Genomic DNA, 24,859 nt, shown 5'->3' on the forward strand with positions numbered 1-24,859 from the left:
CCGGCCCCCCCCCCCCCCGCCGCGCCCCCACCGACCCCTTCCCCTCCCCCCCCCCCCCCCCGCCCCCGGCCCCCCCCCCCCCCCCCGGGGGGGGGGCCGGGGGGGGGCCCCCCCCCTTCTGTCGACCTGTCGGTTCTCGGCTAGAGCGCGACGCCGAGCAGCGCGTCCACCGCGCGGGAGACGACACCGGGTGCGCCGATGTCCGTACCGCCGCTCTCCTCCTGGAGGGCGGCCCAGCGGTCGACGGCGGCGAGCGCGGCCGGGGCGTCCAGGTCGTCCGCGAGGGCCTCGCGGATCTCCTGCACGAGCGCCTCAGCGGGCGGGCCGTCGGGCCGGGACACGGCGGCGCGCCAGCGGCCGAGCCGGGCGACGGCGTCCTGGAGGACCTGGTCGGTCCACTCCCAGTCGGCGCGGTAGTGGTGGGCGAGCAGCGCGAGCCGGATGGCGGCCGGGTCGACGCCGTCGTGCCGCAGCCGGGAGACGAAGACCAGGTTGCCCTTGGACTTGGACATCTTCTCGCCGTCGAGGGCGACCATGCCGGCGTGCACATACGCCTTGGCCATGGGGAACTCGCCGGTGAGGGCCTGGGCGTGCGAGGCGCCCATCTCGTGGTGCGGGAAGGCGAGGTCGGAGCCGCCGCCCTGGATGTCGAAGCCCATGCCGAGGTGGTCGAGGGCGATGGCCACACACTCGATGTGCCAGCCGGGCCGTCCGCGCCCGAGCGATCCGCCGTCCCAGCTGGGTTCGCCCTCGCGGGCCGCCATCCAGAGCATCGGGTCGAGGGGGTTCTTCTTGCCCGGCCGCTCCGGGTCGCCGCCGCGCTCGGCGGACAGCAGCCGCATCGCCTCGGCGTCGAGGTTCGAGACCTTGCCGAAGTGCGGGTCGGACTCGACGGAGAAGTAGACGTCCCCTTCGAGCTCGTACGCCGCGCCGGCGTCCCGCAGCCGCTCGACGAGCGGGATGATGCCGGGTATCGCCTCGACGGCGCCTATGTACTGCCGCGGCGGCAGCATCCGCAGGGCCGTCATGTCCTCGCGGAAGAGGACCGTCTCCTTCTCGGCGAGGGCGGCCCAGTCGATACCGTCGCGCTGCGCCCGCTCCAGGAGCGGGTCGTCGACGTCGGTGACGTTCTGGACGTAGTGAACCTGCCGCTTGGTGTCGAGCCACACGCGCTGCACGAGGTCGAACGCGTTGTACGTCGCCGCGTGCCCTATGTGGGTGGCGTCGTACGGGGTGATGCCGCAGACGTAGATACGGGCGACGGGACCGGGGTCGAGGGTGACGAGGCCGCCGGTCGCGGTGTCGTGGATCCTCAGGTCGCGGCCCTGACCAGGCAGGGCGGGGACCTCGGAAGCGGGCCAGGCATGCATGTCATGAGCGTAACCGGACTGAAGTTCCATATACGAATGGGAGCGGTCCGGACGGCCGAGAAGGCGTTCTTGCGCGATCTCGGCCGCTGTGCTCCTACACGGGTGGCCAGGGAATCGCCGGCCACTCCCCGCTCGGCTCCGGATGCGTCCCCGAGGCGAGGAGCGCACCGACACGCGCGCGTGCGGCGTCGATCTCGGCGGCGGTGATCAGCGGTTCGAGCCGTGCGGTGAGTGCGCCGTCTTCGGCCAGATCCTTTCTGAGTCCCTCGAGGACGTCGGCGGCCTCCCGGGTGAAGGGCTCCCCCGCCCAGCCCCACAGCAGGGTCCGCAGCTTGTTCTCGGCGTTGAAGGTCACACCGTGGTCGATCCCGTACAGCCGCCCGTCGCCCGTGGGCAGCAGGTGCCCGCCCTTGCGGTCGGCGTTGTTGATCACGGCGTCCAGCACCGCGAGCCGCCGCAGCCGCTCGTCGTCGGCGTGCACGAGCAGCGCGGTCCGGCCCTCCCCGACCTCGGCGAACCCGATCGCCTTCCAGCCCGGTTCGGGTTCCTCCCCGTCGACCAGCGCGAGCAGGTCCGCGTCCGGTGCCGCCTCGATCCACAGCTGGCACATGCCCTCGCCGTAGGGGCCGTCGCGCAGCACGGTGGGCGGTACGAGGCCCCAGCCGGTCGCCTCGGAGACCTCGTACGCGGCGACCTCGCGCTGGGCGAGGGTCCCGTCGGGGAAGTCCCACAGGGGCCGCTCCCCGGCGACCGGCTTGTAGATACAGGCCGCCTCCCGGCCGTCGTACGTCACCGTGCAGTACAGGGCGGCGTTGGAGGCGTCACGGATGCGTCCGCGTACGGTGAGTTCGCCCCGGGCGAGCAGCTCGGCGGGGTCCTCGGGAGGTGTCACGCTCCGCGGCGGTATCCGTTCTGGCGCGGACATACGTGTCCTTCCGGGTCGAGCGGGAGGCTGCACAGCGGGCACGGCGGCCGCCCGGCGTTGACGACGTCGAGGGCGCGCTTGGCGAAGGCCCTCGCCTGCGCGCCGGTGAGCCGGACCCGCAGCATCGGCGGCCCGTTCTCCTCGTCCTGGAGCAGCCGCTCCTCGGCCTCGGCGAGGTCCTCCTCCGAGTCGGCGTCGAGCTCGACGAGCGCCTGCGCCTCGACGATCATGAGCTGCTCGTCGCCGTCCCAGGCGAGCGCCATCGTGCCGACCCGGAACTCCTCCTCGACGGGGGTGTCCAGCGGGGCGCTGTCGTTGATCTCCGTCGGTGCGACGGCGGGCACGGAGGCGCTGCCGCCGCTACGGCGTACGACCTCGTCGAGCAGTTCGTCCATGCGCTCGGCGAGCGCGGCGACCTGGGTCTTCTCCAGGGCCACGCTGGTCACCCGGGAACCGGCGGTGGCCTGGAGGAAAAACGAACGGCGCCCGGGCAGCCCGACCGTACCGGCCACGAAACGCTCCGGATGGTCGTAGAGGAACACCTGACGGGACACGTCCTGTCTCCATTGGAATCGTGGGGGCCGTGTGAGCACGGCACTGCTGCGACCGCTTCACCCTACTGCGGCCGACGATCACGGTGCGCCCGCACCACCCCCGACTTGGGCGTCGTCGCCCGGCGGTTCCTCGCGCGGCACCAGGGACGTGAAGTCGCCGGTGTCGCCGAGGCGGACGAGAAACGGTCGCAGTCGTGTGTAACGGATCGCGGTGATGGAACACGGTTCAACGGAAATCCGCTGGAAGAGGTCCAGATGAAGTCCGAGTGCCTCGGCGACGAGCGACTTGATGATGTCGCCGTGCGAGCACATGAGGTAGACGGCGTCGGCGCCGTGGTCGCGCTCCACGCGCGCGTTCCACTCGCGTACGGCCTCGGCGGCACGCGTCTGCATGGCCCGCATCGACTCGCCGCCGGGAAAGGCCGCCGCGGACGGGTGCGCCTGCACCACCTCCATCAGGGGCTCGTCCTTGAGCTCGGCGAGCTTGCGCCCGGACCAGTCGCCGTAGTGGCACTCGCCGATGCGCTCGTCGGTGTGCGGGCGCAGGTCCGGCCGGGCATCGAGAAGGGGCCTGATCGTCTCCTGGCACCGCTGGAGCGGGCTGGCGACGATCTCGGCGAGGGGCGACACTTCGGCGAGCCGCCCGGGCAGCGCGGCGGCCTGCGCGGCGCCGCGTTCGTCGAGGGCGACACCGGGCGTCCAGCCGGCGAGCAGCCCCTCGGTGTTGGCGGTGGAGCGTCCGTGCCTGACGAGGATCAACGTGGGCATGCGATCCAGCGTAGGCGCACGCGCGCGTACGGTGTCGTTCGAGTGACGGGAGACCCGCTTCGTGATCGTCGACTGTGCCATCTACCGCGACGGGCACCGGACCGAGGGGCCGGAGGACTTCTCCGACGCCCTGGGTGAGGCCCGTGCGGCGGGAGGTTTCGTGTGGATCGGGCTGCACGAGCCGACGGAGCGCGAATTCGACCATGTCACCCGGGAGTTCGGCCTGCACCCGCTGGCCGTCGAGGACGCTCTCAAGGCCCATCAGCGGCCCAAGCTGGAGGTGTACGACGACTCGCTCTTCGTGGTCCTCAAGCCGGTGGTGTACGAGCCGCGGGACGACACCGTCTCCACCGGCGAGATCATGATCTTCCTGGGCGACTCGTTCGCGGTCACCGTGCGGCACGGCGAGGGCGCCCCGCTCAAGGCCGTACGGCACCGGCTGGAGCACGAGCCGGAGCTGCTGGGCAACGGCCCCACGTCCGTGCTGTACGCGATCGCCGACGCCACCGTCGACCACTATCTGGACGTCGCGATCGAGCTGCAGGCCGACCTGGAGGGACTGGAGACGGAGGTGTTCTCACCGCTGGACGGCGGCTCACGGAACACCGCGTCCCGGATCTACGACTTCAAGCGTCAGGTCCTGGAGTTCCGCCGGGCGACCGGGCCGCTGGCCCTGCCGGTGAGCCGGCTGGCGGGCACGGCGCAGTCCGGTGTGACGGTGCCGTTCGTGGACGACCGGGCCCGGCCCTTCTTCCGGGACGTCGGCGACCACCTCACGCGGGTGAACGAGTCCGTGGAGAACCTGGACCGGCTGGTGTCGGACATCCTCTCGGCGCATCTGGCGCAGATGAGCGTCCGGCAGAACGACGACATGCGGAAGATCTCCGCCTGGGCGGCCATGGCCGCGATCCCCACGATGGTCGCGGGGATCTACGGCATGAACTTCGAGCACATGCCCGAGCTGCGCTGGGAGTGGTCCTATCCGGCTCTCATCGTGCTGATGGTCGTTCTGGAGGTGCTGGTGTTCCGTCTGTTCAAGCGCCGGGGGTGGCTGTAGACCGGGCGGGCTCAGGCGAACTCGGGTGCCGTGGAGGCCGGGCCGCCGAGCGCGTCGCGGCGCTCGGGCATCTCCAGGGAGACCATGCGGCGCCAGCCGCCCAGCCGTTCGTAGGCGTACATCGCGTGGATGCCCGCCGCGAGCATCGCCGACTTGGCCTTCGACCAGCCCAGGATGCGCCCCATGTTCGCCATGACCGCGAGGCTGACGTCCCGGTAGATCCGGATCTCGGCGAGCGCGCACTCGCGCAGGGTCCGCTGGATGTCCCGGCCGTGGCCCGCGTAGGCGAAGCGCAGCAGTTCCTCGTGGCAGTAGGCGAGGTGGTTGTCCTCGTCGTTGGAGATCTGCTTGACCGCGCGGCCGATGTCGGGGTCGTCGGCGAAGTGCTTGCGGAGCAGGTCCATCTGCTCGGAGGCGCGCTGTTCGGTGACCCTGCTGTGGGAGAGGTACGTGACGATGTCCCGGACGGCGAGCCGCTCGTCGCGCCCCAGCTGCTCGTGCGCGAGGCCGATGCCGTTCTTCTCCAGGAGCATGGTGTAGTCGGTCTCCGGCGGGACCGGGACGGGGTCGAGGCCGCGCTTCTTCAGCAGGGCGTTGAAGATCCGCCCGTGCTTGTCCTCGTCGGCACCGTGGCGGGTGATCTTGGGGGCGAGTCCCCGCTCGCTCTCCGGGACGAGCGCGGCGATCCGGGCGTTCTCCCAACCGCCCTGGGACTCGCCGCTCGCGGCGATGGAGCAGAACAGGGCGAAGGACTCGTCGTTGGCGAGGATCTCCTGGAACAGACTCTTGGCCGAAAGCATCGTGGGCACCTCTCCCGCGCGCGTGCGCGTGCTGCAGGATTCCGCAGTTTCCGCAAAGAACGAGTCAAGTGCGGACGGCACGGTGCTGCAACAGGTGCGACGGACAACTCCGCCAAATGGAGGACGTAACCGTCGGCGGCTCCTCGCGTTGTTCTGCGTGACGGCCGTGGCGGGGAAGACCCCCCGAGCCCCCACCACGGCCGCAGAAACCTCCGTCGGGCTCAGCCGTGTCAGGCGAGCCCGGCGCGCTCCAGGGCCTCCGTACCGGCGCGCAGGGACGCGATCCGCTCGTCGAGCGTGAAGCCCGCCGGGGCCAGGGTGAGCGTGGTGACACCGGCCTCCGCGTAGGCCTTCATCCGGTCCGCGATGCGCTCCACGGAACCGAGCAGGGTCGTCTTGTCGATCAGGTCGTGCGGTACGGCGGCCGCGGCGCCCTGCTTGTCGCCGGACAGGTACTTGTCCTGGATCTCGGCGGCTTCCTTCTCGTAGCCCATGCGCTGGGCGAGCTGGTTGTAGAAGTTCTGCTTGCGGCTGCCCATGCCGCCGACGTACAGCGCGGTGTAGGGGCGGAAGGTGTCGGCGAGCGTGGCCACGTCCTTGTCGTCGCCGAGTGCCAGGGGCAGGGTCGGGCAGATGTCGAAGCCGTCGAGGGTCTTGCCCGCCTTCTCCCGGCCGGCCCGCAGGTACTGGATCGCCGTGTCCTCGAGGTGGTCGGCGGAGGGGAAGATCAGCAGGGCGCCGTCGGCGATCTCACCGGTCTGCTCGAGGTTCTTGGGGCCGATCGCGGCGATGTACAGCGGGATGTGCTCGCGCTGCGGATGCACGGTCAGCTTGAGGGGCTTGCCCGGGCCGCCGGGCAGCGGCAGCGTCCAGTGCTGCCCCTCGAACGACAGGCGCTCGCGCGTCATGGCCTTGCGGATGATCTCGACGTACTCACGCGTGCGTGCCAGTGGCTTGTCGAACTTGACGCCGTACCAGCCCTCGGAGACCTGCGGGCCGGAGACGCCGAGGCCGAGCCGGAAGCGGCCGCCCGAGAGCGAGTCGAGGGTGGCGGCCGTCATCGCGGTCATCGCGGGCTGGCGGGCCGGGATCTGGAAGATCGCAGAGCCGACGTCGATCCGTTCGGTCTGGGCGGCGACCCAGGTCAGCACCGTGGCGGCGTCGGATCCATAGGCCTCGGCGGCCCAGCAGACGTCGTATCCGAGCCGGTCGGCCTCCTGGGCGACGGCCAGATTGTCCGCGTCCATGCCGGCACCCCAGTAGCCGAGGTTGATACCGAGCTGCATCCCGATTCCCCTTACCCATCAGTAACGTGCCTTGTCCGCAGACCATAGCGCGCGGAAATCGGTCGTCCACAGCCCCCCACACCGTAGGTTATGGCCAGTAATCTCGGCGTTCATGGAGCAGAGGCATCTCGGCCGCACCGGCCTTCGTGTGTCCCGGATCGGGCTCGGCACCCTGACCTGGGGGCGGGACACCGACGAGCACGACGCCGCGGACCTGATGAAGACGTTCTGGGAAGCGGGCGGGACCCTCGTCGACACCGCGGACGTGTACGGCGACGGAGAGGCCGAGTATCTGCTCGGCAGGCTCATAGACGGCCTGGTGCCCCGCCGTGACCTGGTCGTCTCGACCAAGGCCGGCAGCGTACCGGACCCCGACCGCCGCTTCGACGGCTCCCGTGGCCATCTGCTCTCCGCGCTCGACGCCTCGCTCTCCCGCCTCGGAACCGACTACGTCGACCTGTGGCACGTGCACGCCTTCGACCCGGACACCCCGCTGGAGGAGACCCTCCAGGCCCTGGACGTCGCGGTCGCCAGCGGCCGTGCCCGCTACGCCGCGGTCTCCAACTTCTGCGGCTGGCAGCTCGCCAAGGCCGCCACCTGGCAGCTCGCCTCCCCCGGCACCCGGACCCGGCTGGCGGGCACGCAGCTGGAGTACTCGCTGCTCCAGCGCGGCGTCGAGCGCGAGGTGCTGCCGGCCGCGCTGGACCTGGGCATCGGGCTGCTGCCGTCCTCGCCGCTGGGGCGTGGGGTGCTGACGGGCAAGTACCGGGGCGACACCACCCCGCCGGACTCGCGCGGCGCCTCGGAACACCTCGCCCCGTTCGTCGCGCCGTACCTCGACGACACGGCGAGCCGCATCGTGGACGCCGTGACGACCGCCGCCGACGGCCTCGCGGTGACGCCGCTCCAGGTGGCCCTGGCATGGGTCCGCGACCGGCCGGGCGTGGCCGCTCCCGTCGTCGGCGCGCGCAACGCGCAGCAGCTCACGGCCGCGTTGTCAGTGGAGGCCCTTAGTCTTCCTGACGAGATCTGCCGGGCGCTCGACGATGTGTCGGCGCCCGTGCACCGCTATCCCGATCACGACTGGAGCACGCTGTGAGCACGGAGCCGGAGACCACGGAGGACGCCGAGCCGGGGAAGCCGACCGGTGGTGCGGAGACCGAGGAGGCCCAGGGGGACGCGGCCGATGCCGGCCAGGTGTCCGAGGCCGAGGCCGAGCTGCGGGCCCAGCAGGCCGAGCGGGAGCGCATCGAGCAGCGGAAGGCCGAGAAGAAGGCACCGATCGAGAGCGGCACCAAGCTGAGCGGCAAGGCCGCCGATCTGCTCGCCGCCGTACGGGCCGTGGAGGGCGGTGAGAAGCCGGCGACCACGGTGTTCGAGGAACCCGCGCCCGCACCCCGCCGCTCCGCTCCGGAGCCGGTACGGCGACCGCAGCCGGGGCCGTCGGCCGAGACCGTCGCCGCGTCGTCGGCTCCCGCGCCGGAGGCGGTGCAGGCCGTACTGCGGGTGCTCGGCGAGGGCGGCGCCCCGGAGACGCTCGCGCCGCAGGTGGCCGAGGCACTCGGCGAGGGTGCGGACGAGCGGCTGCGTGCGGACCCCTGGCAGTTGCTGCGGGTCGCCGGTGTGCGGCCCGAGCAGGCCGACGGGTTCGCGCGGGCGCTGCTCGGCGCCGAGTGCGGCCCGGACGACGAGCGACGGGGCCGGGCCGTCACCGTCTGGCTCCTGGAGCAGGCCGCCCTGGCCGGGCACACCGCCCTCGAGATGCCGGCGCTTCTCGCGGCCCTGGCACAGCGGGGCGTGCCGGAGCCCGACAGCGCCGTGCAGGACGCGATCGCGGAGGGCGACGCGCTGGTCTTCCAGGACGCCCTGGAGGAGACCGGTGCGCCTGCCCGGGCGAAGCAGAACGACGCGAAGCAGAACGACGCGGAGGAGGACGGCTCGGCGGAGGGCGGCTCGGGGGAGGACGAGGAGCGCCCTGTCCGGGTGCTGGTCGGGCTCGAGCGGTACGCCCTCGCGGAGGAGAGCCTGGCCGACGGTCTGGCCCGGCTGGTCAACTCGGCGCCCAAGCAGGACGGTTCGGCCGAGGAGTGGGAGCGGGTCGCCGCCGCGGCCCAGGGGTCGGCGGGTGAGCTGCTCCGCGCGGTCGCCGGTCATGGCCTGGTCCTGCACACCGGCGGGGAGGCCTCTCTGGCCGAACCGGCCGCGCTGCTGACCGCCGCGCACTCCCTCGGGCTGCGCGCCTGGGCGGCCGCGCACGGCCCGATCGGCCGGAACCGTTTCGCGGCTCTGCTGCGATCCGGTCCGCAGGGCGCGGCGGATGAGGGCCGCTCCCCCGTCGCCACCGTCTCCGGGCTGCTCGCCGGTCTCGAAGGGCCCGGCCGGGATGCCGAGGGGGCACTGGATCTCGATCTGCTCGTCGTGCTCGACGCGCCGCAGCTCGACGTCGAGACGGCGGCGCTGCTGACGGAGTCGCTGCCCGACGGGGCGCGGCTGGTGCTGGCCGGGGACCCCGGGGTGCTGTGGTCCGTGGGGCCGGGCCGGGTGTTCGCGGATCTGCTCGCGGCGCGGATCTGCCCGCAGGTCGCCTCGCGGCGGCCGGACCCGGGGCCGCTGGGCGAGCTGGTCTCGGGGATCGGCATCGGCGAGCTGAACCCGGTCGAGGCTCCCGGCAAGGAGGTCGTGATCGTGCCGGTGCGGGACGCGGGCGAGGCGGTGCACCGGGCGGTGCAGCTCGTCGTCGACTCGGTGCCGCGAGCCATCGGCGTACCGGCCGAGGAGACGCAGGTGATCACACCGGGACACGGCGGCGCCGTCGGCACCCGCGCGCTCAACACGGCGTTGAAGGAGCGGCTCAACCCGGGCCCGGGCCGCTTCGGCGGCTTCGACCCCGGTGACCGGATCGTCCACTCCCCCGCTCCGGGCCGTGCGCTGCCGGGCCGGGTGGTGAAGGCCGACGCCGAGGGGCTCCATCTGTCGTGCGAGGGCGAGGACGTCGTCGTGCCGAAGGAGCGGGTGGAGCAGTCCGTACGGCACGGTTGGGCGCTGACCGCGCACCAGGCGGTGGGGAGCCGGTGGCCCGCGGTGGTCGTGGTGCTGCCCGGCGATGCCGCGCAGGCGCTCAGCCGGCCCTGGGTGTACACGGCGTTCGGGCGGGCCGACCGCCATCTGTCCGTGGTGCACGGCGTGGAACAGGCGTTGCCCAGGGCCGTGGCCGAGGTTCCGGCGAAGCCCCGGACGACCCGGCTTCCGGTGCTGCTCGCTCCGCAGGTCGACGGAAGCTGACGAGGGCGGTGGTCACGGGGACGCCCCGTGACCACCGCCGCCGGGTGGCTGACGGGTGCGCTCAGCGGCGGTCCGCCTCCAGGCGCTCCAGGTCCTCGTCCTCGTCCAGGTCGGTGTCGAGGCCCTCCTCCAGGTCCTCCCCGTCGTCGTCCTCTTCGTCCTCGTCATCGTCGTCCTCGACGTCGTCGAACACGGCGCTGACGTCGAAGCGGCAGACCACCTGCTGCGGGTCGACCTGCTCGAACGGGGCCTCCAGCCACTCTCCGGGTTCGGCCGGTTCGTCCGCCGCCATCACCCAGAGAGTGGAGTCGCCCTCCTCGAGTCCGAACTCCTTGTGCCGGGAGGCGATCTCGTCGGGCTCGAACTCGCCGAACAGCAGGCCGAGCGCGCCATGGGTCGTCCCGGAGGCGGCCGGGCCGTCCTCGCCTTCCGCGGCCTCGATCCGCTGCGCCTGCGCCAGGAGACGCTGCGGCTCCGCCACCGCGTAGTCGCGGCGGATCAGTACGCTCAGCGCGTTCGGTTCCTCGGGGCCCGCGTACGGAGGCAGCGCGTCCTCGGCACCGGGGATCTCGAAGGGGGTGACCTCGTCGTATCGGTCGTAGAGCAGTTCGTCGTACACCTCTGCGGCCGCGGCCAGCTGGTTGAACGCCTCGTAGACGGCCGGGTCGTCCTCTCCCGACCTGCCCTCGACCGCGGCCAGGTGGCGGTCGAGCGCGGTCTTGACCGCCTCGGCGGCGGCGCGTACCTCGGCAGCGGTGGGCTGCGCAGCATCAGACATAGTGCAGACGCTATCCGTACCAGGCCCCAGCCCGCACAATAGATGCGATGCCGGAATACGAATTTGTCGACGTGTACGTACCGCGCGGGGTCTCCCGCAAGGAAACGGCACGTCTGCTGACGGACCACGCCGAGTACGGACACTGGGAGTTGCACCGTCTGAGCCTGCTGCGCGACGGCAGCCGCAAGGTGCGGTTGCGCCGGCGGATCATCCGCCAGGTGCGGGCCACGTGGTGAGCTGAGACGGCGCACCGGGAGAAGGCGTACACGGGAGCGGGCCCCGCATCGGCGGGGCCCGCTCCGTTTGCCGTGGGTGTCAGGCCGAGGCACGCGCCTTGCGGTAGAGGATCGCGCCCGCCAGCAGCGCGCCCGCGCCGGCCGGCAGGGTGAGGCCGAGCGGCAGACTGCTGCCGGTCTCCGCGAGCTGGGCGTCGCCCTGAGGCTGGGTGACGAACTGGCCGCCCGGCTTGTTACCGGGGTTCTCAGGGTTGCCCGGGTTACCGGGTTCACCGGGGTTGCCGGGCTCACCCGGGTTGCCGGGGTTTCCGGGCTCACCCGGATTTCCGGGCTCCCCCGGGTTACCGGGCTCACCAGGGTTCCCCGGCTCACCGGGATTGCCGGGCTCACCCGGCTCCCCCGGCTCCCCCGGGTTTCCGGGCTCCCCCGGCTCACCGGGGTTCCCCGGCTCGCCCGGCTGCCCGGGCGTCTCGTATCCGCCGCCGGGCGGGTCGGTGTGATGCCCGCCGGAGCCGTTCGCGCAGTCGTTGCCCGTGGTGGAGTTGCCGACGCCGATGACGTTGACACTGTTGCCGCAGGCGTTCACCGGCACATGGATCGGCACCTGGACGTGGTTGCCGGAGCCGACGCCGGGCGAGTCACTGGCGTGGCCGCCCGCGTGCGAGCCGCCATGGCCGCCCGACGACGATCCGCCGCCCTTGTTGGCACACGAGTTGCCCGCCGACGGGTTGAGGGCACCGATGACGTTGACCGTGTTCCCGCAGACGTTGACCGGCGCGTGCACCGGCGCCTGCACCGTGTTCCCGGAGAGCACGCCGGGCGAGCCCGAACTGGAGCCCTGCGCGCCCGAGTCGGCGTAAGCGGAGCCGCCCGCGGCGGCGATCACGCCGGTCGCGGCCGCCACGGTCATCAGACCCTTGCGGGTGACCTGTCGCATTGCTGAATACCTACCTTCGACCCTGTCTCGAACTCTTCTCGAATTCCTCGAAAGAAGCGTTCGGTCCCGGAGCGCATGGCACGCGCTCCGGGACCGATGGCTTTTTGTCTCCCCTCAGCGAGGGGAAAGCATCACTTGTTGATGCAGGTGTTGCCGAAGGCGGGGTTCAGCAGCCCGATCACGGAGACCGTGTTGCCGCAGACGTTCACCGGGACGTGAACGGGCACCTGGACAACGTTGCCGGACAGGACACCCGGGGAGTGCACGGCGGCACCCTGGGCACCCGAGTCGGCGACGGCCAGGCCCGCGCCCGCGAGAACCAGCCCACCGGTGGCAGCCGCAGCAGCGACGACCTTCTTGATCATTATTCCTCCTAGTTGGCAAAGCGACCCATCTTGCGATCGCATTACCTGTAACGAGGAGGGAGTAATGAGGCTACGAGCTTATGGTCGCATTCACTCTTCCCAGTCCGTTCCGTACGGGCGAGCGAATAGTTGTACCGGAGGGCCGATTCAGGACGCGTCGATGAACCGGTCGAGAACCCGCACGCCGAACTTCAGGCCGTCCACCGGCACCCGCTCGTCGACGCCGTGGAACATGCCCGCGAAGTCCAGCTCCGGCGGCAGCTTCAGCGGCACGAAGCCGAAGCCCCGGATGCCCAGGTCGTCGAAGGACTTGGCGTCCGTTCCGCCGGAGAGCATGTAGGGGATCGCCTTGGCGGTCGGGTCCTCGGCCAGCAGCGCCGACTGCATCGCCCCCACGAGCGCCCCGTCGAAGGTGGTCTCCACGGCCTTGTCGGCGTGGACGTCCTCGCGGCGCACGTTCGGGCCGAGGATCTGGTCGAGGTCGGCGAGGAACTCCTCCTCGTGGCCGGGCAGGAACCGTCCGTCGACGTGGGCCGTCGCCTCGCCCGGGATGACGTTGACCTTGTAACCGGCGCCGAGCTGCGTCGGGTTGGCCGTGTTGCTCAGGGTCGCGCCGATGAACTTGGCGATGCCGCCGAGCCTGACGAGGGTCGACTCCATGTCCTCCGGGTCGAGCTCGGTGCCGAGCGCGTCGCCGAGCTCGTCGAGGAAGGCGCGGGTGGTCTTGGTGACCCGCACCGGGAACTTGTGCCGCCCGAGCCGTGCGACGGCCTCCGACAGCTCGGTGATCGCGTTGTCCCGGTGGATCATCGATCCGTGCCCGGCGGTGCCGGCCACGGTGAGCTTCATCCAGTGCATGCCCTTCTCGGCCGTCTGGATCATGTAGAGCCGCCGCTGCTCGCTGACGGTGAACGAGAACCCGCCCACCTCGCTGATCGCCTCGGTGACGCCCTCGAACAGGTCGGGGTGATTGCGCACGAGGTGCTTGGCACCGTACGTACCGCCCGCCTCCTCGTCCGCGAGGAACGCGAGGACGATGTCGCGCGGGGGCTTGCGCCCGCTGCGCAGCCGGTCGCGGACGACCGCGAGGGTCATCGCGTCCATGTCCTTCATGTCGACGGCCCCGCGGCCCCACACGCAGCCGTCGGCGACCTCACCGGAGAAGGGGTGGTGGGTCCAGTCGTCCGCGTTGGCCGGTACGACGTCGGTGTGCCCGTGGATGAGGAGCGCGGGCCGGGAGGGGTCCTCGCCCTCGATGCGGGCCACCGTGGAGGCGCGGCCCGGGTGCGACTCGAAGATCTGCGGTTCGAGCCCGACCTCCGCGAGCTTCTCGGCGACGTACTCGGCCGCCTTGCGCTCGCCCGGACCCGAGTGGTCGCCGTAGTTGCTGGTGTCGATCTGGATCAGCTCGCGGCAGAGGTCCACGACCTCGTCCTCGCCGGTGACGCTCCTGGCCGTGTCCGTCTCGCTCACGTGCTTCCTCCCGGTGTCACTGCTGGTGGGTCCCTCTCATCCTCTCTCCAGACGGCCCGGTCCCCAAGACCGCTCCCGGCCCGTCACACGCCGTTCACACCCCATCGCGGCGCGGGCGGGGGTGATCGGCCACCCCTGAAAGCCTGGTAATGTTTACGTCGTCGCCGCGGGGAGAACCCACGCGACAGACACCTTGTCCGGGTGGCGGAATGGCAGACGCGCTAGCTTGAGGTGCTAGTGCCCTTTATCGGGCGTGGGGGTTCAAGTCCCCCCTCGGACACAGATCGAAAAGCCCCTCTCATCGAGGGGCTTTTCGTCGTTTGTGCCCGGGACGCGAGGAATGTGGGCCATATCTCGCCCGTCGGGAGAAGCGCAGGTGGGAGGGGGCGGCGCCGCGTCTGAGCGGTGTCTCGCGTTTGCCTCCGAGTGGCGGACATGACAGGACGAAGTCACCCGACCACTAGAGTATTGGGCTTGTTCGCGCCGCATCGGAACATCCCCAGGCAGACCTGCGGGCCCGTCGGCGCCCCGGATCGTCCGGGTTCGAGACGCGAGGATCCGATGGCCGCCCTGCACGAAAGCCCCGACCTCACTCTGCTGGACCGTGAGTGGAGCACAGGACTCCGCGACGTGGCCCGCTTCTCCGCCGGCCCCGCGGCCTCGCCCCGCACCCTGGTCGACGTCTTCGAGGCATCCGTACGGTCGTATCCCGACGAGCCCGCGCTCGACGACGGCCACCGGCTGCTCACCTACCGCGCGCTGGCCGTCGAGGTGGAGAACCTGCGGCGGAGACTGGCCGCCGCGAAGGTCGGGCTCGGGGACCGCGTCGGGGTCCGGGTCCCGTCGGGCACCAACGATCTGTACGTGGCGATCCTCGCCGTGCTGGCCGCCGGTGCCGCCTATGTGCCCGTGGACGCCGAGGACCCCGACGAGCGGGCCGCGCTGGTCTTCGGCGAGGCCGGGGTGCGGGCGGTCATCGGGACCGGTCACGAGCTGACCCTCGGCGACGCCGCCGGGCACACCGCCGCCCGGCCCGGTGTCGGGCACGACGCATGGATCATCTTCACCTCCGGTTCCACCGGGAAGCCCAAGGGCGTGGCCGTCGGCCACCGGAGTGCCGCCGCCTTCGTGGACGCGGAGGCCGCGCTGTTCCTGGCCGAGGAGCCGATCGGGCCCGGTGACCGGGTCATGGCGGGGCTGTCCGTGGCGTTCGACGCGTCCTGTGAGGAGATGTGGCTGGCGTGGCGGCACGGGGCCTGTCTGGTGCCGGTGCCGCGCTCGCAGGTCAGGAGCGGTGCCGATCTCGGGCCCTGGCTGGTCGAGCAGGAGATCACCGTCGTGTCCACGGTGCCGACGCTTGCCGCGCTCTGGGAGCCGGAGACGCTCAACGACGTACGCCTGCTGATCTTCGGCGGCGAGGCGTGCCCGCCCGAACTGGCGCAGCGCTTGGTGACCGAGGGGCGCGAGGTGTGGAACACCTACGGGCCGACCGAGGCGACCGTCGTGGCGTGCGCGTCGCTGATGAGCGGCGCGGAGCCGATCCGGATCGGGCTGCCGCTGGACGGCTGGGAGCTGGCCGTCGTGGACGAGGCCGGGGAGCCCGTGCCGATGGGCGGCAGCGGTCAGCTGGTGATCGGCGGGGTCGGGCTCGCCCGGTATCTCGACGCCGAGAAGGACGCGGAGAAGTACGCGCCGCTCCAGTCGCTGGGCTGGGAGCGGGCGTACCGCAGCGGTGACCTGGTGCGGGCCGAGCCGGAGGGGCTGGTGTTCCTCGGGCGGGCCGACGAGCAGATCAAGCTCGGTGGGCGCCGGATCGAGCTCGGTGAGGTGGACGCGGCGCTTCAGGCGCTGCCCGGGGTGGCCGGGGCCGCGGCCGCGGTGCGTACGGCCCGCAGCGGCAACGAGCTCCTCGTGGGCTACGTCGTCCTCCAGGACGGCTGGGACCACTCGGCCGCCGTCGAGCGGCTGCGCGCCGAGCTGCCCGCGGCCCTGGTGCCGTTGCTCGCGCCGGTCGACGAGCTGCCGACGCGTACGTCGGGCAAGGTGGACCGGAACGCGCTGCCCTGGCCGCTGGAGGGGCTGGAGACGGGCGGCCCGGCCGAGCCGCTGTACGGCACCGAGGCCTGGCTCGCCGAGCAGTGGACGGATGTCCTCGGCATTCCGGTGACGTCGGCCTCCGACGACTTCTTCGCGATCGGCGGGGGCAGTCTGGCCGCCGCCCAGCTGACGACGAGGCTGCGCACGCGCTACCCGAGCGCCGCCGTCCTCGACATCTACCAGCGGCCCGTCCTGCGGAAGCTGGCCCGGCAGCTGGAGGAGTCGGTACAGGACGACAACGCCCAGCGGGTCGTGGCCCCGGTGCCGAGGCGTGCCCAGCTCGTCCAGCTCCTGCTGCTGGTTCCGCTGTTCACGCTGCTCGGGCTGCGCTGGACCGTGCTGCTCGCCGCGCTCGGGAACGTGCTGCCCGGTTACGCCTGGCTGCCGACCGCGCCCTGGTGGCTCGTCGCGGCCGGCGCCGTGCTGCTCTTCAGCCCGCCCGGGCGCCTGGCGCTCGCCGCGGGCGGGGCCCGGCTGCTGCTGCGGGGGGTGCGGCCGGGCCGCTACCCGCGCGGCGGGAGCGTCCATCTGCGGCTGTGGACGGCCGAGCGGCTGGCCGAGTTCAGCGGGGCGACCTCGCTGACCGGCTCCTGGCTGGAGCGGTACGCGCGAGCGCTGGGCGCCAAGGTCGGGCAGGACGTGGACCTGCACTCGCTGCCGCCGGTCACCGGCATGCTCAAGCTGGGCCGGGGCGCGGCCGTCGAGTCCGAGGTGGACCTGTCCGGGTACTGGCTGGACGGTGACCGGCTGGAGGTCGGGCCGGTGAAGGTGGGCGCGCACGCCGTCGTCGGCACACGCAGCCTGCTCTTCCCTGGCGCGCGGGTGGGCAAGCGGGCCGAGGTGGCGCCGGGGTCGGCGGTCTCCGGACAGGTTCCCACCGGGCAGCGGTGGGCCGGGGCGCCCGCGGTCAAGCTGGGCCGGGCCAAGCGCAACTGGCCGAAGGAGCGGCCCGGGCGGGGCGCGTTCTGGCGGGTGATGTACGGCGTGACGGGTTTCGGGCTGACCGCGTTGCCGGTGGTCTCGGCGGCTGCCGCGCTGCTGGTGGCGGGGCTGTTCGTCGCCCCGGACGCCGGGCTCGGTGCGGCCCTGCGCGGTGCCGTGCTCGCGCTGGTGCCGGCGACGCTCGCCTTCGGTCTTGCGTACGCGCTGCTGATCGTGATCGCCGTACGGCTGCTGAGCCTCGGGCTGCGGGAGGGCACGCACGCCACGCACAGCCGGGTGGGCTGGCAGGCCTGGACCGTGACGCAGCTGATGGACCGGTCGCGGGACGTGCTGTTCCCGCTGTACGCGGGGCTGGTCACGCCCGTGTGGCTGCGGCTGCTCGGGATGCGGATCGGGCGGCGGGCCGAGGTGTCCACCGTGCTGGCCCTGCCCAGTCTGACCACGGTGGGTGAGGGCGCGTTCCTGGCGGACGACACCCTGACCGCGCCGTACGAGCTCGGGGGCGGCTGGCTGCGGGTCGGACGCGCGGAGATCGGCCGGCGTGCCTTTCTGGGCAACTCGGGGATGACCGCGCCGGGGCGCAGCGTGCCGGAAGGCGGCCTGGTGGGTGTGCTGTCGGCGACGCCGAAGAAGGCCAAGAAGGGCAGCTCGTACCTGGGGCTGCCGCCGGTGAAGCTGCCGCGGGCCGCGTCCGACGGCGACCAGAGCCGGACGTACGACCCGCCCGCGCGGCTGCTGTGGGCGCGCGGTCTTGTGGAGCTCTGCCGGATCGTGCCGGTGTTCTGCTCGGCGGCGCTGGCGGTGGGAACGGCGGCGGCGCTGTGCGCGCTCGGGGTGTGGGCTCCCCTGCTGTCCGGTCTTGTGCTGCTCGGGGCGGGCTGCGCGGCGGGGCTCGTCTCGATCGCGGCGAAGTGGCTGCTCGTCGGGCGGCATCGCCGGGCCGAGCACCCCTTGTGGAGCTCCTTCGTGTGGCGCAACGAGCTGGCGGACACCTTCGTCGAGGTGCTGGCCGTGCCGTGGCTGGCCGGTTCGGTGCCGGGTACGCCGCTGCTGTCGGCGTGGCTGCGCGGACTCGGTGCGCACATCGGCAGGGGGGTGTGGGTCGAGAGCTACTGGCTGCCGGAGACGGATCTGGTGACGCTCGGGGACGGGTCGACCGTGAACCGGGGCTGTGTGCTCCAGACGCACCTCTTCCACGACCGGATCTTGCGGACGGATACTGTGGTCCTCCGTGAGGGCGCCACTCTGGGCCCGGGCGGAATCATCCTGCCCGGCAGCGCCGTCGGGGCCCGCGCCACGCTGGGTCCGGCGTCCCTGGTGATGGCCGCGGAGTCCGTGCCCGACGACACGCGCTGGCTGGGCAACCCGATCGAGGCATGGCGTCGCTAGGCACAACCCCGGGGGCCGGGGCCGACGGACGTCGTACGAGCGCAGTGCAGGGAGCAGACGCAACAGTGGCGGTTCAGCAGTCAGTGGGTCAGGACCCGTATTTCCCGGGCAACGGTGACCTCAGGTACCGGGTGCACAGGTACGAGCTCACGCTGGACTACCGCCCCGCGCCGAACCGGCTGTCGGGGACCGCGCGGATCAACGCGATCGCGGGCCGCGGGCAGCTCACCGAGTTCCAGCTGAACCTGGCGGACTTCCGGGTGGGCCGGGTGAAGGTCGACGGCCGTACGCCGCACTACACGCACCGGGCCGGCAAACTGCGGGTGCGTCCCGCGAAGCCGGTGCGTGCCGGTGCGGCCTTCACCGTCGAGGTGCAGTGGTCGGGTAACCCCCGGCCGGTGAACAGTCCCTGGGGCGGCCTCGGCTGGGAGGAGCTGGAGGACGGGGCGCTGGTGGCGAGCCAGCCGGTCGGGGCGCCGTCGTGGTACCCGTGCAACGACCGGCCCGCCGACAAGGCCTCGTACCACATCTCGGTCACGACGCCGTCGGCCTACGCGGTGGTGGCCGGTGGACGCCTGCTGACCCGCACGACGAAGGCCTCGACGACCACCTGGGTGTACGAGCAGGCGGCGCCGACCTCCAGCTATCTGGTGGGGCTGTCGATCGGGAAGTACCAGACCGTGCTGCTGGGCGACCCGGGCCCGGGCGGGGTTCCGCAGCACGGGCACATTCCGGCGCATCTGCTCCCCCGGTTCGCCCGGGACTTCGCACGGCAGCCCGCGATGATGGAGCTGTTCCAGGAGCTGTTCGGGCCGTACCCGTTCGACGAGTACGCGGTCGTCGTGACCGAGGAGGAGCTCGACGTCCCCGTCGAGGCGCAGGGGTTGTCGCTGTTCGGGTCCAACCACGTGGACGGGGAGCGGGGTTCGGAGCGGCTGGTCGCGCACGAGCTGGCGCACCAGTGGTTCGGCAACAGCGTGTCCATCGCCGACTGGCGGCAGATCTGGCTGAACGAGGGGTTCGCGAAGTACGCCGAGTGGCTGTGGTCGGAGCGCTCGGGAGGGCGCAGCGCCCAGCAACTGGCCGCCGGAGCACACCGGTTGCTGTTCTCGCAGCCTCAGGACCTCCGGCTGGCCGATCCGGGGCGTAAGTTGATGTTCGACGACCGTCTCTACCAGCGGGGCGGGCTCGTCCTGCACGCGGTGCGGTGCGCCCTCGGCGACGACGCGTTCTTCCGCATGCTGCGCGGGTGGGCGGCGCAGCACCGGGGCGGGGCCGTGACGACGGCGAACTTCACCGCGCACGTGGGGCGGTTCACGGACGAGCCGCTGGACGCGCTGTTCGACAGGTGGCTGTACGGGACGACGCTGCCGCCGCTGCCCCGTTCGGGAGAATGAGCCACATGACCACGCGTTCCTGCCCGTGCGGGCTGTCCCGGACCTACGAGGCGTGCTGCGGCCGGTTTCACTCCGCTGCCACTGCCGCGCCGACCGCCGAGACGCTGATGCGGTCGCGGTACTGCGCCTTCGTGAAGGGGGACGCCGGATACCTGCTGAGGACGTGGCACCCGCGGACACGGCCCGGGCGGCTGGACCTCGATCCCGGGATGCGGTGGACCGGGCTGGAGATCCTGGACACGAGTGACGGGTCCGCGTTCCACACCACCGGGACCGTGGCGTTCCGGGCCTCGTACCGGGGCGGATCGCTGCACGAGCGGAGCCGGTTCGAGCGGGTGGACGGCGCCTGGGTGTACGTCGACGGAGAGATCCTCGACTGAGCGTCAGGGCGCCAGAATGTCGAGTTCCTGGAGGGCGCCGACCGTGATCTCGCGGGTGAGTTCCTCCGCGCGGACCGCGTCGCCCTCGCGGACCGCCTCGGCGACCTGGACGTGCAGGGTGACGGCGGCCGGGTCGGGGTCCTCGAACATCACGTCGTGATGGGTGCGGCCGGCCAGGACCTCGGCGACCACGTCACCGAGCCGGGCGAACATCTCGTTGCCGGAGGCGGCCAGGACGGCGCGGTGGAATGCGACGTCGTGGACGAGGTACTCCTCCAGCTTGTGACCGCGGGAGTTGGCGACCATGCCGAGGGCGCACTGGGTGAGCTCGGCGCACTGCTCGGCGGTGGCGTGCCGGGCGGCGAGGCCCGCCGCAACGGGTTCGACCGCCGAGCGCAGCACCGTGAGGGACCGCAGCTGCTGCGGACGGTCCGCGCCGGCCAGCCGCCAGCGGATGACCTCGGGGTCGTAGACGTTCCACTCCGACTTGGGGCGGACCGTCACGCCGACGCGGCGGCGGGACTCGACCAGGTGCATGGACTCCAGGACACGGACCGCCTCGCGCATCACGGAGCGCGACACATCGAAGCGCTGGGCCAGCTCGTCCGTGCGCAGCACACTGCCCGGAGGGTACTCGCCCGCCGTGATCTCGGGGCCGAGGGTGTCCAGTACATGGCCGTGCAGCCCTCGACCCGGTGTGCTCATGCACTCAGCGTACGGGGTAGATCACGGAGACAAAAAGTCAGACTTATTTGTCACGACCTCTTGAATTAGTCGTACCTAATGGGTTTCAGTTGCGTCGACATCACGTGTCGACGAAGACAGCAGACAGTGAGGCAGCGATGAACACCCCCCACGTCGTCGTGGTCATGGGCGTCGCGGGCACCGGCAAGACCACCATCGGTCCCCTGCTCGCGGCTCGGCTCGGCGTTCCCTACGCCGAGGGCGACGACTTCCACCCGCAGGCCAACATCGCCAAGATGTCGGCCGGTACGCCACTCACCGACGAGGACCGCTGGCCCTGGCTGGACGCCATCGGCGCGTGGGGGCACGGGCGGGCCGGGCTCGGCGGGGTGGTCAGCTGCTCGGCACTGAAGCGGTCGTACCGCGACCGGCTGCGGGCCGCCGCGCCCGGCGTGGTCTTCGTGCACCTGGCGGGCGACCGCGCGCTGATCGAGGACCGGATGTCACACCGGCAGGGGCACTTCATGCCCACGGCGCTGCTCGACTCCCAGTTCGCCACCCTCCAGCCGCTGGAGAGCGACGAGGCGGGGGTCCGCGTGGACGTCCTGGGCAGCCCGGAGGAGATCACCGAACGGGCGGCGAGCGCGCTCGAGGATCTCCCCGAGCCCGTCCAGTAGCCCCTCGCTCCCTTCCCACGACTCCTCTTACCCCAAGGACACTCCCCCCGTGACCAGACTCAGCGTCGAGATGCTGGCAGCGGACGCACCCGAGCCGATCACCTCGGCCGGGCACGCTCAGCTGGGCATCGCCGTGCTGGCGGGCATCGCCGTCATCGTCCTGCTCATCACCAAGTTCAAGCTGCACGCGTTCCTGGCGCTGACCATCGGGTCACTGGCGCTCGGCGCGATCGCCGGGGCGCCACTGGACAAGGTCCTCCTCAGTTTCAGCGCCGGGCTCGGCACCACGGTCGCCGGCGTCGGCGTGCTGATCGCCCTGGGCGCGATCCTCGGCAAGATGCTCGCCGACTCCGGGGGTGCCGACCAGATCGTCGACACCATCCTGGAGAAGGCCGGCGGGCGGTCGATGCCGTGGGCGATGGTGCTGATCGCCTCCGTGATCGGACTGCCGCTCTTCTTCGAGGTCGGCATCGTGCTGCTGATCCCGGTGGTGCTGATGGTCGCCAAGCGCGGCAACTACTCGCTGATGCGCATCGGCATCCCGGCGCTCGCGGGCCTGTCCGTGATGCACGGCCTGGTGCCGCCGCACCCCGGCCCGCTGGTCGCGATCGACGCGGTCGGGGCCGACCTCGGTGTGACGCTGGCGCTCGGTGTCCTGGTCGCCGTTCCCACGGTGATCATCGCCGGTCCGGTGTTCTCGAAGTACGCCGCCCGCTGGGTGGACGTCCCGGCCCCGGACAACATGATTCCGCAGCGTGCCTCCGAGGACCTGGAGAAGCGTCCCGGCTTCGGCGCCACGCTGTTCACGGTCCTGCTGCCGGTGATCCTGATGCTGGCCAAGGCACTCGTCGACATCGTCATCGACGATGTCGAGAACCCGGTCCAGCGCGTCTTCGACGTCATCGGCGCCCCGATGATCGCGCTGCTCGCCTCGGTGCTGGTCGGCATCTTCACGCTGCTGCGGCCCGCCGGCTTCTCCAAGGAGCGGATATCGCCGCTCGTCGAGAAGAGCCTCATGCCGATCGCGGGCATCCTGCTGATCGTCGGCGCGGGCGGCGGCTTCAAGCAGACGCTGATCGACACCGGGGTGGGCCAGATGGTCCTGGACATCTCGAAGGACTGGGCGATCCCGGCGCTGTTGCTGGCCTGGCTGATCGCGGTGGTGATCCGGCTGGCGACCGGTTCGGCGACGGTGGCGACCGTCTCGGCGGCCGGTCTGGTGGCCCCGCTCGCGGCCGACATGTCGACGACGCACGCGGCCCTCCTCGTCCTGGCCATCGGCGCCGGCTCGCTCTTCTTCAGCCATGTGAACGATGCCGGGTTCTGGATGGTGAAGGAGTACTTCGGGCTGTCCGTCGGCCAGAACATCAAGACCTGGTCCGTCATGGAGACGATCATCTCGGTGGTCGCCGGCGGAATCGTCCTGCTGTTGTCCCTGGTGATCTAGGAGAGGTACGGCCATGACCGCTCACCCCCTGTTCGACATCGGCGGCCGTACGGCCCTGGTGACCGGCTCCAGCCGGGGCATCGGACTCGCCCTCGCCCGTGGTCTGGCGGAAGCCGGCTGCACGGTCGTCCTGAACGGACGAGACAAGGACCGGCTGGCCGAGGCCGCCGCCGGGCTGCCCGGCGACAAGGTGCACACGGCAGCGTTCGACGTGACCGACGGGTCGTCCGTCGCGGACGGGATCGCGGAGGTCGAGGAGCGGGTGGGCCCGCTCGACATCCTCGTCAACAACGCGGGCATGCAACTGCGCGCCCCGCTGCTGGAGTTCACCGACTCCGACTGGCACCGGATCCTGGACACCAACCTGACCAGTGCCTTCCTGACCGGCCGTGAGGCCGCGCGCCGGATGACGGAACGCGGCCACGGCAAGATCATCAACATCTGCTCGCTGCAGAGCGAGGTCGTACGGCCCGGGATCGCGCCGTACGCGGCGACCAAGGGCGCGCTGAAGATGCTCACCAAGGGCATGTGCGCGGACTGGGGCCCGAGCGGTGTGCAGGTCAACGGGCTCGGCCCGGGCTACATCGAGACCGAGCTGACCAAGCCCCTCGTCGACGACGAGGAGTTCAGCGCCTGGGTGCGGCGGCGTACCCCGGCCGGGCGCTGGGGCCGTACGCAGGACCTGGTGGGCGGGGTGCTGTTCCTCGCCTCACCGGCCGCCGACTTCATCAGCGGGCAGGTGCTGTACGTCGACGGCGGTATGACGAGCGTGCTCTGACATCGCCGGGACCATTGCTGTGACGATTCAGGAGGTTTTGATGCTGGGTTGTGTGATTCACGGTCAGGACGACCTCCGGGTCGCGCAGTTGCCCGTTCCGGAGCCCGGTCCCGGGCAGGCGCTGGTCGCCGTCCGGTACGGCGGGGTGTGCGGGTCCGATCTGCACTACTGGCGGCACGGCGGCGTCGGTGACTTCCGGCTCAGGGAGCCGATGGTGCTCGGGCACGAGGTCGTCGGGACGGTGCTGGAGTACGGGGCCGGTGCCTCGGGTCCGGCTCCGGGTACGGCTGTGGCCGTGCATCCGGCGACCCCGTGCGGAGTGTGCCCGGAGTGCTCGGCCGGGCGGCGGAACGTGTGCCGGGACACCCGCTATCTGGGCAGTGCGGCGCGTTTCCCGCATGTGCAGGGCGGGTTCGCGGCGCGGGTGGTCGTGCCGAGTGAGCAGTTGCGGGCGTTGCCGGACGGTCTGGAGCTGCGCCGGGCCGCGCTCGCCGAGCCGCTGTCCGTCGCGCTGCACGCGGTGCGGCGGGCCGGGGACGTGGCCGGGCGGCATGTTCTGGTGACCGGTGCCGGGCCCATCGGGTGTCTGGTGGTCGCGGCGGCGAAGGCGGCGGGGGCGGCGCGGGTCACGGTGACGGATCTGCTGCCCGAGGCGCTGGAGTATGCCCGGGTCGCCGGTGCGTCGACGGTGGTGCGGGCCGACGATCCCGATGATGCCGGGTGGCCCGACGAGGTCGATGTGGCGATCGAGGCGTCCGGGGTGGCCGCGGGGCTCGACGCGTGTCTGCGGCGGGTGCGGCGGGGTGGGGTCGTCGTGCAGTTGGGGATGTTGCCGCCGGGGCAGAGTCCGTTCGCGGGGAACCTTGTGGTGAGCCGGGAGATCGAGCTTCGGGGGGCGTTCCGGTTCGATACGGAGTTTGACGCGGCGTTGGAGTTGCTGGCGGTGGAGCCGGCGTTCGACGGGCTGGTGAGTGCGGTGGTTCCGGCCTCGGAGGCCGAGTCTGCGTTTGCGCTGGCCGCTGATCGGACTCGGTCTTGCAAGGTGCTGTTGGATTTCGCCGTCGCGCCGTAGGTGGTTGATGTTGGGCGGGGGCTGCGGGCGCGTTGTGGTTGTTCGCGCAGTTCCCCGCGCCCCTGAGGGCGGACAACTAGCGGCGCCCAGCGGCTGCGGGCGCGTTGTGGTTGTTCGCGCAGTTCCCCGCGCCCCTGAGGGCGGACAACTTGCGGCGCCCAGCGG

The 24,859-nt window shown here is 71.7% G+C and carries 22 protein-coding genes and 1 tRNA gene; 12 read left to right on the top strand and 11 right to left on the bottom strand.

Features of this window, described 5'->3' with window-relative positions; genetic code table 11:
• Positions 1 to 140 precede the first annotated feature (140 nt).
• From mshC to ACIBK5_RS19790, 4 genes are all read right to left on the bottom strand, one after another.
• Complete coding sequence (gene mshC / locus ACIBK5_RS19775) at positions 141 to 1,370, bottom strand: cysteine--1-D-myo-inosityl 2-amino-2-deoxy-alpha-D-glucopyranoside ligase (RefSeq protein ID WP_399021140.1); 1,230 nt, start codon at positions 1,368 to 1,370, stop codon at positions 141 to 143.
• A 94-nt stretch (positions 1,371 to 1,464) separates the two neighbouring features.
• On the bottom strand, positions 1,465 to 2,295 hold the full coding sequence (locus tag ACIBK5_RS19780) for an SCO1664 family protein (RefSeq protein ID WP_399021141.1): 831 nt from the start codon (positions 2,293 to 2,295) through the stop codon (positions 1,465 to 1,467).
• Positions 2,259 to 2,849: a DUF3090 domain-containing protein gene (locus ACIBK5_RS19785; protein WP_382497871.1), complete on the bottom strand. Its 591-nt coding sequence runs from the start codon at positions 2,847 to 2,849 to the stop codon at positions 2,259 to 2,261. The genes ACIBK5_RS19780 and ACIBK5_RS19785 overlap by 37 nt, the downstream gene beginning before the upstream one ends.
• Before the next feature lie 78 nt (positions 2,850 to 2,927).
• Positions 2,928 to 3,617, bottom strand: a complete 690-nt coding sequence (locus ACIBK5_RS19790; protein WP_399021142.1) for a histidine phosphatase family protein — start codon at positions 3,615 to 3,617, stop codon at positions 2,928 to 2,930.
• Positions 3,618 to 3,678: 61 nt separating this feature from the next.
• On the opposite strand from ACIBK5_RS19790, the gene corA reads away from it, so the two are divergent.
• On the top strand, positions 3,679 to 4,674 hold the full coding sequence (gene corA, locus ACIBK5_RS19795; RefSeq protein WP_399021143.1) for a magnesium/cobalt transporter CorA: 996 nt from the start codon (positions 3,679 to 3,681) through the stop codon (positions 4,672 to 4,674).
• A gap of 11 nt (positions 4,675 to 4,685) precedes the next feature.
• Here the strand turns inward: corA and ACIBK5_RS19800 are convergent, their stop codons facing one another.
• Both ACIBK5_RS19800 and ACIBK5_RS19805 read right to left on the bottom strand, forming a co-directional pair.
• Positions 4,686 to 5,474: a ferritin-like domain-containing protein gene (locus ACIBK5_RS19800; RefSeq protein ID WP_399021144.1), complete on the bottom strand. Its 789-nt coding sequence runs from the start codon at positions 5,472 to 5,474 to the stop codon at positions 4,686 to 4,688.
• 230 nt (positions 5,475 to 5,704) lie between these two features.
• Positions 5,705 to 6,760 (bottom strand): LLM class F420-dependent oxidoreductase, encoded by a 1,056-nt coding sequence (locus ACIBK5_RS19805; protein ID WP_399021145.1) that lies wholly within the window; start codon positions 6,758 to 6,760, stop codon positions 5,705 to 5,707.
• A gap of 112 nt (positions 6,761 to 6,872) precedes the next feature.
• Here ACIBK5_RS19805 and ACIBK5_RS19810 point away from each other — a divergent pair, with 112 nt between their 5' ends.
• Both ACIBK5_RS19810 and ACIBK5_RS19815 read left to right on the top strand, forming a co-directional pair.
• Complete coding sequence (locus ACIBK5_RS19810) at positions 6,873 to 7,859, top strand: aldo/keto reductase (protein ID WP_399021146.1); 987 nt, start codon at positions 6,873 to 6,875, stop codon at positions 7,857 to 7,859.
• Positions 7,856 to 10,042 carry a helix-hairpin-helix domain-containing protein gene (locus tag ACIBK5_RS19815; RefSeq protein ID WP_399021147.1) on the top strand — a complete coding sequence of 729 codons (2,187 nt, stop codon included), beginning with the start codon at positions 7,856 to 7,858 and terminating at the stop codon, positions 10,040 to 10,042. Before ACIBK5_RS19810 ends, ACIBK5_RS19815 begins: the two co-directional genes overlap by 4 nt.
• A gap of 61 nt (positions 10,043 to 10,103) precedes the next feature.
• Here the strand turns inward: ACIBK5_RS19815 and ACIBK5_RS19820 are convergent, their stop codons facing one another.
• Positions 10,104 to 10,820 carry a hypothetical protein gene (locus tag ACIBK5_RS19820; protein ID WP_399021148.1) on the bottom strand — a complete coding sequence of 239 codons (717 nt, stop codon included), beginning with the start codon at positions 10,818 to 10,820 and terminating at the stop codon, positions 10,104 to 10,106.
• Between the two features lie 47 nt (positions 10,821 to 10,867).
• Here ACIBK5_RS19820 and ACIBK5_RS19825 point away from each other — a divergent pair, with 47 nt between their 5' ends.
• Complete coding sequence (locus ACIBK5_RS19825; RefSeq protein WP_010045410.1) at positions 10,868 to 11,056, top strand: DUF5703 family protein; 189 nt, start codon at positions 10,868 to 10,870, stop codon at positions 11,054 to 11,056.
• 79 nt (positions 11,057 to 11,135) lie between these two features.
• Here the strand turns inward: ACIBK5_RS19825 and ACIBK5_RS19830 are convergent, their stop codons facing one another.
• From ACIBK5_RS19830 to ACIBK5_RS19840, 3 genes are all read right to left on the bottom strand, one after another.
• On the bottom strand, positions 11,136 to 11,993 hold the full coding sequence (locus ACIBK5_RS19830) for a chaplin (protein WP_399021149.1): 858 nt from the start codon (positions 11,991 to 11,993) through the stop codon (positions 11,136 to 11,138).
• A 131-nt stretch (positions 11,994 to 12,124) separates the two neighbouring features.
• Positions 12,125 to 12,358, bottom strand: a complete 234-nt coding sequence (chpH, locus tag ACIBK5_RS19835; protein WP_030608446.1) for a chaplin ChpH — start codon at positions 12,356 to 12,358, stop codon at positions 12,125 to 12,127.
• Between the two features lie 147 nt (positions 12,359 to 12,505).
• Entirely contained in the window at positions 12,506 to 13,831 is a 1,326-nt protein-coding gene (locus ACIBK5_RS19840) for a M20/M25/M40 family metallo-hydrolase (protein ID WP_399021150.1), read from the bottom strand.
• A 195-nt stretch (positions 13,832 to 14,026) separates the two neighbouring features.
• Between ACIBK5_RS19840 and ACIBK5_RS19845 the strand changes: the two genes are divergently transcribed.
• The 4 genes from ACIBK5_RS19845 (at position 14,027) to ACIBK5_RS19860 (ending at position 20,036) form a co-directional block, all read left to right on the top strand.
• Positions 14,027 to 14,111 (top strand) — tRNA-Leu (locus ACIBK5_RS19845).
• A 281-nt stretch (positions 14,112 to 14,392) separates the two neighbouring features.
• Positions 14,393 to 18,259, top strand: a complete 3,867-nt coding sequence (locus tag ACIBK5_RS19850; RefSeq protein WP_399021151.1) for a Pls/PosA family non-ribosomal peptide synthetase — start codon at positions 14,393 to 14,395, stop codon at positions 18,257 to 18,259.
• Positions 18,260 to 18,324: 65 nt separating this feature from the next.
• Positions 18,325 to 19,656, top strand: coding sequence for a M1 family metallopeptidase (locus ACIBK5_RS19855; protein ID WP_399021152.1), 1,332 nt, complete (start codon positions 18,325 to 18,327; stop codon positions 19,654 to 19,656).
• 5 nt (positions 19,657 to 19,661) lie between these two features.
• The gene (locus ACIBK5_RS19860; RefSeq protein ID WP_399021153.1) at positions 19,662 to 20,036 is read left to right on the top strand and encodes a YchJ family protein; all 375 of its coding nucleotides are present in this window, start codon (positions 19,662 to 19,664) and stop codon (positions 20,034 to 20,036) included.
• A 3-nt stretch (positions 20,037 to 20,039) separates the two neighbouring features.
• Here the strand turns inward: ACIBK5_RS19860 and ACIBK5_RS19865 are convergent, their stop codons facing one another.
• Positions 20,040 to 20,741 (bottom strand): FadR/GntR family transcriptional regulator, encoded by a 702-nt coding sequence (locus ACIBK5_RS19865; protein ID WP_399021154.1) that lies wholly within the window; start codon positions 20,739 to 20,741, stop codon positions 20,040 to 20,042.
• 137 nt (positions 20,742 to 20,878) lie between these two features.
• Here ACIBK5_RS19865 and ACIBK5_RS19870 point away from each other — a divergent pair, with 137 nt between their 5' ends.
• The 4 genes from ACIBK5_RS19870 to ACIBK5_RS19885 are packed head-to-tail and all read left to right on the top strand — an operon-like array spanning position 20,879 to position 24,694.
• Positions 20,879 to 21,397 carry a gluconokinase gene (locus ACIBK5_RS19870; protein ID WP_382497895.1) on the top strand — a complete coding sequence of 173 codons (519 nt, stop codon included), beginning with the start codon at positions 20,879 to 20,881 and terminating at the stop codon, positions 21,395 to 21,397.
• 49 nt (positions 21,398 to 21,446) lie between these two features.
• On the top strand, positions 21,447 to 22,844 hold the full coding sequence (locus tag ACIBK5_RS19875) for a gluconate:H+ symporter (protein ID WP_399021155.1): 1,398 nt from the start codon (positions 21,447 to 21,449) through the stop codon (positions 22,842 to 22,844).
• 13 nt (positions 22,845 to 22,857) lie between these two features.
• Positions 22,858 to 23,622: an SDR family oxidoreductase gene (locus ACIBK5_RS19880; RefSeq protein WP_193480350.1), complete on the top strand. Its 765-nt coding sequence runs from the start codon at positions 22,858 to 22,860 to the stop codon at positions 23,620 to 23,622.
• Between the two features lie 40 nt (positions 23,623 to 23,662).
• Positions 23,663 to 24,694: an L-idonate 5-dehydrogenase gene (locus ACIBK5_RS19885; RefSeq protein ID WP_399021156.1), complete on the top strand. Its 1,032-nt coding sequence runs from the start codon at positions 23,663 to 23,665 to the stop codon at positions 24,692 to 24,694.
• Positions 24,695 to 24,859: the final 165 nt, after the last annotated feature.

The organism is Streptomyces sp. NPDC050546 (genome assembly GCF_044457425.1).
Classification (GTDB): Bacteria; Actinomycetota; Actinomycetes; order Streptomycetales; family Streptomycetaceae; genus Streptomyces.

Bases quoted from the DNA above. Each gene is read 5' to 3' on its own strand.
- mshC (WP_399021140.1), bottom strand. From the start codon at position 1,370: ATGCATGCCTGGCCCGCTTCCGAGGTCCCCGCCCTGCCTGGTCAGGGC.
- ACIBK5_RS19780 (WP_399021141.1), bottom strand. From the start codon at position 2,295: ATGTCCGCGCCAGAACGGATACCGCCGCGGAGCGTGACACCTCCCGAG.
- ACIBK5_RS19790 (WP_399021142.1), bottom strand. From the start codon at position 3,617: ATGCCCACGTTGATCCTCGTCAGGCACGGACGCTCCACCGCCAACACC.
- ACIBK5_RS19800 (WP_399021144.1), bottom strand. From the start codon at position 5,474: ATGCTTTCGGCCAAGAGTCTGTTCCAGGAGATCCTCGCCAACGACGAG.
- ACIBK5_RS19805 (WP_399021145.1), bottom strand. From the start codon at position 6,760: ATGCAGCTCGGTATCAACCTCGGCTACTGGGGTGCCGGCATGGACGCG.
- ACIBK5_RS19810 (WP_399021146.1), top strand. From the start codon at position 6,873: ATGGAGCAGAGGCATCTCGGCCGCACCGGCCTTCGTGTGTCCCGGATC.
- ACIBK5_RS19820 (WP_399021148.1), bottom strand. From the start codon at position 10,820: ATGTCTGATGCTGCGCAGCCCACCGCTGCCGAGGTACGCGCCGCCGCC.
- ACIBK5_RS19825 (WP_010045410.1), top strand. From the start codon at position 10,868: ATGCCGGAATACGAATTTGTCGACGTGTACGTACCGCGCGGGGTCTCC.
- ACIBK5_RS19830 (WP_399021149.1), bottom strand. From the start codon at position 11,993: ATGCGACAGGTCACCCGCAAGGGTCTGATGACCGTGGCGGCCGCGACC.
- chpH (WP_030608446.1), bottom strand. From the start codon at position 12,358: ATGATCAAGAAGGTCGTCGCTGCTGCGGCTGCCACCGGTGGGCTGGTT.
- ACIBK5_RS19850 (WP_399021151.1), top strand. From the start codon at position 14,393: ATGGCCGCCCTGCACGAAAGCCCCGACCTCACTCTGCTGGACCGTGAG.
- ACIBK5_RS19860 (WP_399021153.1), top strand. From the start codon at position 19,662: ATGACCACGCGTTCCTGCCCGTGCGGGCTGTCCCGGACCTACGAGGCG.
- ACIBK5_RS19865 (WP_399021154.1), bottom strand. From the start codon at position 20,741: ATGAGCACACCGGGTCGAGGGCTGCACGGCCATGTACTGGACACCCTC.
- ACIBK5_RS19870 (WP_382497895.1), top strand. From the start codon at position 20,879: ATGAACACCCCCCACGTCGTCGTGGTCATGGGCGTCGCGGGCACCGGC.
- ACIBK5_RS19880 (WP_193480350.1), top strand. From the start codon at position 22,858: ATGACCGCTCACCCCCTGTTCGACATCGGCGGCCGTACGGCCCTGGTG.
- ACIBK5_RS19885 (WP_399021156.1), top strand. From the start codon at position 23,663: ATGCTGGGTTGTGTGATTCACGGTCAGGACGACCTCCGGGTCGCGCAG.